The sequence below is a fragment of the Mesorhizobium sp. M4A.F.Ca.ET.022.05.2.1 genome (genome assembly GCF_003998845.1).
Classification (GTDB): domain Bacteria; phylum Pseudomonadota; class Alphaproteobacteria; order Rhizobiales; family Rhizobiaceae; genus Mesorhizobium.
In genome coordinates this window covers 1-4,824 of sequence record NZ_RZOJ01000450.1, presented here as the reverse complement: position 1 = coordinate 4,824, position 4,824 = coordinate 1, and the positions used below count along the sequence as shown (strand labels likewise).

Below are 4,824 nucleotides of genomic sequence, written 5' to 3'. Positions count from 1 at the left end.
GGCTGGGATAGCTCACCCACGCGACCTTGGGATGGTTCGACAGCCAGCCGGCGACGCTCGCCGCATTGTCGCAATGGCGCTGCATGCGCAGCGGCAGCGTCTCCAGTCCGGTCAGGATCAGGAAGGCATTGAAGGGCGAGATCGCCGGGCCGATGTCGCGCAGGCCGAGTACGCGCGCGGCGATCGCAAAGGCGAAATTGCCGAAGGTCTCGTGCAGCACGATGCCGCCATATTCGGGGCGCGGTTCCGACAGCATCGGATATTTGCCCGACTTCGACCAGTCGAAGGTGCCGCCGTCGACGATGGCGCCGCCGATCGAATTGCCGTGGCCGCCGATGAACTTGGTCAGCGAATGGACGACGATGTCGGCGCCGTGCTCGATCGGCCGCACCAGATAGGGCGAGGCCAGCGTGTTGTCGACGATCAGCGGCAGGCCGTGCCTGCGGGCGATGTCGCCGATCTTCTCGATGTCGACGAAGATGCCGCCAGGGTTGGCCAGGCTCTCGATGAAGATCGCCTTGGTCCTGTCGTCGATCTGGCTCTCGAAGGTCGAAACATCATTGGTGTCGGCCCAGCGCACCTCCCAGCCATAATTCTTGAAGGCGTGGCCGAACTGGTTGATCGAGCCGCCGTAAAGCCTCGTCGCCGCGACGAAATTGTCGCCGGGCCGCATCAGATTGTGAAACACCAGGATCTGCGCGGCGTGTCCGGACGCGACCGCCAGCGCCGCCGTGCCGCCTTCGAGCGCCGCGATGCGCTCCTCGAGCACCGCCTGCGTCGGGTTCATGATGCGGGTGTAGATGTTGCCGAAGGCCTTCAGGCCGAACAGCGAGGCGGCATGGTCGGCATCATCGAAGACATAGGAGGTGGTCTGGTAGATCGGCGTCGCGCGCGCGCCGGTCGCCGGGTCGGGCTTGGCGCCTGCATGAATGGCGAGCGTGTTGAAACCGGGCGTGCGCGTCATCGAAACCTCCCTCAGGAACCTGCTCAAGAAATCGCCGGGCATTCTTGGCGAAGGCCGCTCATGAATGCAAAGAAGAAAATGCCTTTCAGCGTGCGATGCGGGACGAACGCGCGAGAAAATCCGATCCTGCCCGGAATAATTTTGCGCCGCGGCAGCCGGGCTATTTTTGCCTTACGCCGAAGCTCTGGAAACCCTGGCGCATCAGCGGCTTCTTGGACGACAGCACGCCGGAATTGACGCCGGTCCAGCCGATCTCGCCCGACAGCTTGCCGTATTCGATCTTCGGGCAGCGGTTCATCACCACCTTCATGCCGGCGGCCTCGGCGCGGACGGCCGCCTCGTCATTGCGCACGGCAAGCTGCATCCAGACCACTTTCGGCAAGGGATCGAGCCGCAGAATCTGATCTAGGATGCCCGGCACCGCGACCGAGCCACGAAAGATGTCGACCATGTCGACCGGCTGCGGCACGTCGGCGAGACTGGCATAGACGGTGCGGCCGAGGATCTCCTTGCCGGCATGGCCAGGATTGATCGGAAACACCGAGAACCCCTTTGCCAGCAGGTACTTCAGCACGAAAAAACTCGGCCGAACGTCGTTGGGCGACGCGCCGACCATGGCGACGGTCTTCACCGAATTGAGGATGCCGGCGATATAGGTGTTGTCGTAGCTGTCGTGGTTCATGCCTCGTCCTCATACAGCGCTTCAGCGAGAAAACCATCCGGATCGCCGCAGAAATCGCGCATCATGCGAAAGTGGTCGGTGTCGCGAAAATCGACCAGGTCGAGCCCGAAGCGGCTGATGCGGAACAGGCGCGCGCCGGGACAGGCCATCAGCAGCGGCGAGTGCGTCGCCATGATCACCTGCGCGGTGCCGGACCGGTCCATTCGCCTCAGCAGCTTGAGCAGTTCGATCTGGCGCGTCGGCGAAAGCGCGCTTTCCGGCTCGTCCAGGATGTAGATGCCTTGCCGGCGGCAGCGCTCCTCGAAGAAGCGGATGAAACCTTCGCCGTGCGACCACGACAGGAAATCCGGCGGCGGCGGTTTGAACGGGTCTTCGAGTGCCGCCCGATCAAGGTAGCGCGCCACCGAGTAGAAGGACTCTGCCCGGAAAAACCAGCCGGCTGTGACCTTCGGCAGCCAGTGGCCGCGCAAGGCGTTGGCCAGTGCGGTCCCGCTCTTGTCGATGGCAGCCGAATGATCGACCGGCCTGTAACCCTTGCCGCCGCCCGCCTCGTCATAGCCGGCCAGCGCGCCAATGGCTTCGAGCAGCGTCGATTTGCCGGTGCCGTTCTCGCCGACGATAATGGTGATCGGCGTGGTGAATTCGAACTCGAACGCGCGGCTGGCGAAGATCGGCAGGTTCCAGGGATATTGTTCCCACTCCTCGACGCGCGCCGGCTCGAGCAGGATGCGCTTGAGATAAGGCGCCTTCAGCCGCGTCAGTTGCTTGCGAGGCGCCATGTGCGGCCGTCAGCCCGGCAGGGAAATCGAGCCGTCTTCCGCGATCGGAAAGGCCGGATTGTGCGCGACTTCCCAGACATGGCCGTCGGCATCCGCGAAATAACCGTACCAGCCGCCCCAGAAGGCGCGGCCGGCCGGCTTGACGATCTTGCCGCCGGCCTTCTCGGCCATGGCGAGGACTTCGTCGACTTCGGCGTCGGAGCGGGTGTTGTAGGCGAGATAGACGGCCGACGGCGCCTTTGCAAAGCTGACGCCGGAATCTTCCTCGGCGCTTTGGCGCGGGAACAGGCCGAGAATGGCTCCACCCATCTGGAAGAAGGCGACGCCCTCGGTGATCCCTTGATGGCGGGCCAGGCCCATGCCCTCATAGAAGCGCGTCGCGCGATCGAGATCGTCGGTGGCGATGGTGATGATGGAGATACGCGGTTCCATTCGGATCTTCCTGTTTCCGGGCGCCCTACTCGTCCTTCCATTCCGGCCTGCGCTTGCCGACGAAAGCGCCGATGCCTTCCTCGGCGTCGCGCGCCAACATGTTCTCGACCATCACCCGGCCGGTGTAGGCATAAGCGTCGGCCAGCCCCATCTCGGCCTGGGCGTAGAACGCCTCCTTACCCGTCTTGATCACCAAAGATGATTTTGAAGCAATGGTTTGCGCGTATTTGCTGACAACCTGATTCAGGTATTCGCGCGGCACGATGCGGTTGATGAGGCCGAATTCCCTGGCTGTGGCCGCGTCGATCGTCTCGCCGGTCAACAGCATTTCCATGGCCTGCTTGCGCGAGACATTGCGTGACAGCGCCACCATCGGCGTCGAGCAGAACAGGCCGATGTTGACGCCCGGCGTGCAGAACGTCGCCTCGTGCGAGGCAATCGCAAGATCGCAGCTCGCGACCAGTTGCAGGCCTGCGGCGGTGGCGAGGCCGTCGACCTCGGCGATGACGGGCCTGGGGTGGCGCACGATCGCCTGCATCAACTCGGCACAGGCGGCAAAGGTCTTTTCGAAGAAACCCCGGCCGCGATCAGCATCCCTGCGGTGCGCGCTCAGTTCCTTGAGATCGTGGCCGGCGCAGAACACCTTACCGGACGCCGCGAGGATAATGACGCGGACGGATCTGTCGGATTTCGCGCGATCGAACTCGGCCATCAGCGCCGCCATCACCGCCAGCGACAAGGCATTGGCCGGTGGGCTGGCGAGCGTCAGGCGAAGAATGCCTTTGTCCAGGCTGGCGACAACAGGCCCCTCGGCGATTGCCGGCTTGATGGCGACGACTTCAGCCATGTTCCAAACCTCTCCGCCCAATCCTTCTCGGCCTGCTGTGGCGAACTTCACAGACCATGGAACAAAAGAACTAGCACGCTGCCGATTGAAGAAAAGCCGCTAGCCGTGTTTTCTCGGCCGCAACATTTGGTCCAGGCGCCCTCGCCTTGGGTGCCCTGCCCGTCCCGCACATAGGAAATCGCCGATGCCCGCTCAAAGCAATCTGAAGCCGGTGTTGACCGCGGCTGACGTCAATCGTTTGATGGAAAGCGTCTATCCGCAGCTCAACGACCAGTTTTCCTTCTATCAGGCGCTGGAGGTTGTTTCCCGGCGGCTGCACCGTGCGGCTCAATGCCGATGCGCGGCATCTGCGGCCCGGCGGCACGGTTTCCGGCCCTTCGCTGTTCACGCTGGCCGATATTGGGGGCTATGTCTGCGTGCTCTCGCATGCCGGGCCGGATGCGCTGTCGGTCACCACCAACCTCAACATCAACTTCGTGCGCAAGGCCGAGGCCGGTCCGATCGACGGCCATTGCCGCATCCTGAAGTTGGGAAAAAGCCTGATGGTGTTCGACATCGACATCGTCGCCGGGCCGGACGGACACACGGTAGCGCATGCCACGGGCACCTATTCGATCCCGCCGAAACGCCCGAATGATGTGGTAAAATAATACCTTTTACTCAATTCGTTGTTTTTGCTATATTTTCCACGCAAAGAGAGATTTCGGTCGCCTTGACGCGCTGATTGCCCTCGCCTATAAGCCCTCGTGAAGCAGCGGCCCGCAACGGCCGCCGTTTTGTTATTGGCGACGGGCGAACACCCCAGCCAATCCAAGCAACAAGAAACGCCTTTCCCTGTCCTTCGCAGGTAGGGAGGGTCCAACCGAGAGCAAGAACCATGGCTACCTTTTCGCAGAAGCCTGCGGATGTGGTGAAGAAGTGGGTGCTGATCGACGCCGAAGGTCTCGTCGTCGGCCGCCTCGCCACTGTCATCGCCAACCATCTGCGCGGCAAGCACAAGCCCACCTTCACCCCGCATGTCGACGACGGCGACAACGTCATCGTCATCAATGCCGACAAGGTGGTGTTCACCGGCAAGAAGTACACCGACAAGGTCTACTACTGGCACACCGGCCATCCC

General features: G+C 62.6%; 6 protein-coding genes and 1 pseudogene. 2 read left to right on the top strand and 5 right to left on the bottom strand.

Annotated features, from left to right (window positions below; genetic code table 11):
• From EN745_RS30240 to EN745_RS30220, 5 genes are all read right to left on the bottom strand, one after another.
• On the bottom strand, positions 1–964 hold a 964-nt coding region (locus EN745_RS30240; RefSeq protein ID WP_127422942.1), incomplete at its 3' end, for an aminotransferase class I/II-fold pyridoxal phosphate-dependent enzyme.
• A gap of 160 nt (positions 965–1,124) precedes the next feature.
• Positions 1,125–1,646: a CoA-binding protein gene (locus tag EN745_RS30235; protein ID WP_127422941.1), complete on the bottom strand. Its 522-nt coding sequence runs from the start codon at positions 1,644–1,646 to the stop codon at positions 1,125–1,127.
• Complete coding sequence (locus tag EN745_RS30230) at positions 1,643–2,425, bottom strand: AAA family ATPase (protein ID WP_127422940.1); 783 nt, start codon at positions 2,423–2,425, stop codon at positions 1,643–1,645. The genes EN745_RS30235 and EN745_RS30230 overlap by 4 nt, the downstream gene beginning before the upstream one ends.
• A gap of 9 nt (positions 2,426–2,434) precedes the next feature.
• Complete coding sequence (locus EN745_RS30225) at positions 2,435–2,857, bottom strand: VOC family protein (RefSeq protein WP_127422939.1); 423 nt, start codon at positions 2,855–2,857, stop codon at positions 2,435–2,437.
• A 25-nt stretch (positions 2,858–2,882) separates the two neighbouring features.
• Positions 2,883–3,704, bottom strand: coding sequence for an enoyl-CoA hydratase (locus tag EN745_RS30220; protein WP_127422938.1), 822 nt, complete (start codon positions 3,702–3,704; stop codon positions 2,883–2,885).
• Positions 3,705–3,888: 184 nt separating this feature from the next.
• Here EN745_RS30220 and EN745_RS30215 point away from each other — a divergent pair.
• A pseudogene (locus tag EN745_RS30215) lies at positions 3,889–4,354 on the top strand (PaaI family thioesterase).
• 227 nt (positions 4,355–4,581) lie between these two features.
• Positions 4,582–4,824 (top strand): 50S ribosomal protein L13 (gene rplM / locus EN745_RS30210; RefSeq protein WP_127422937.1); only part of this gene is annotated, 243 nt, incomplete at its 3' end.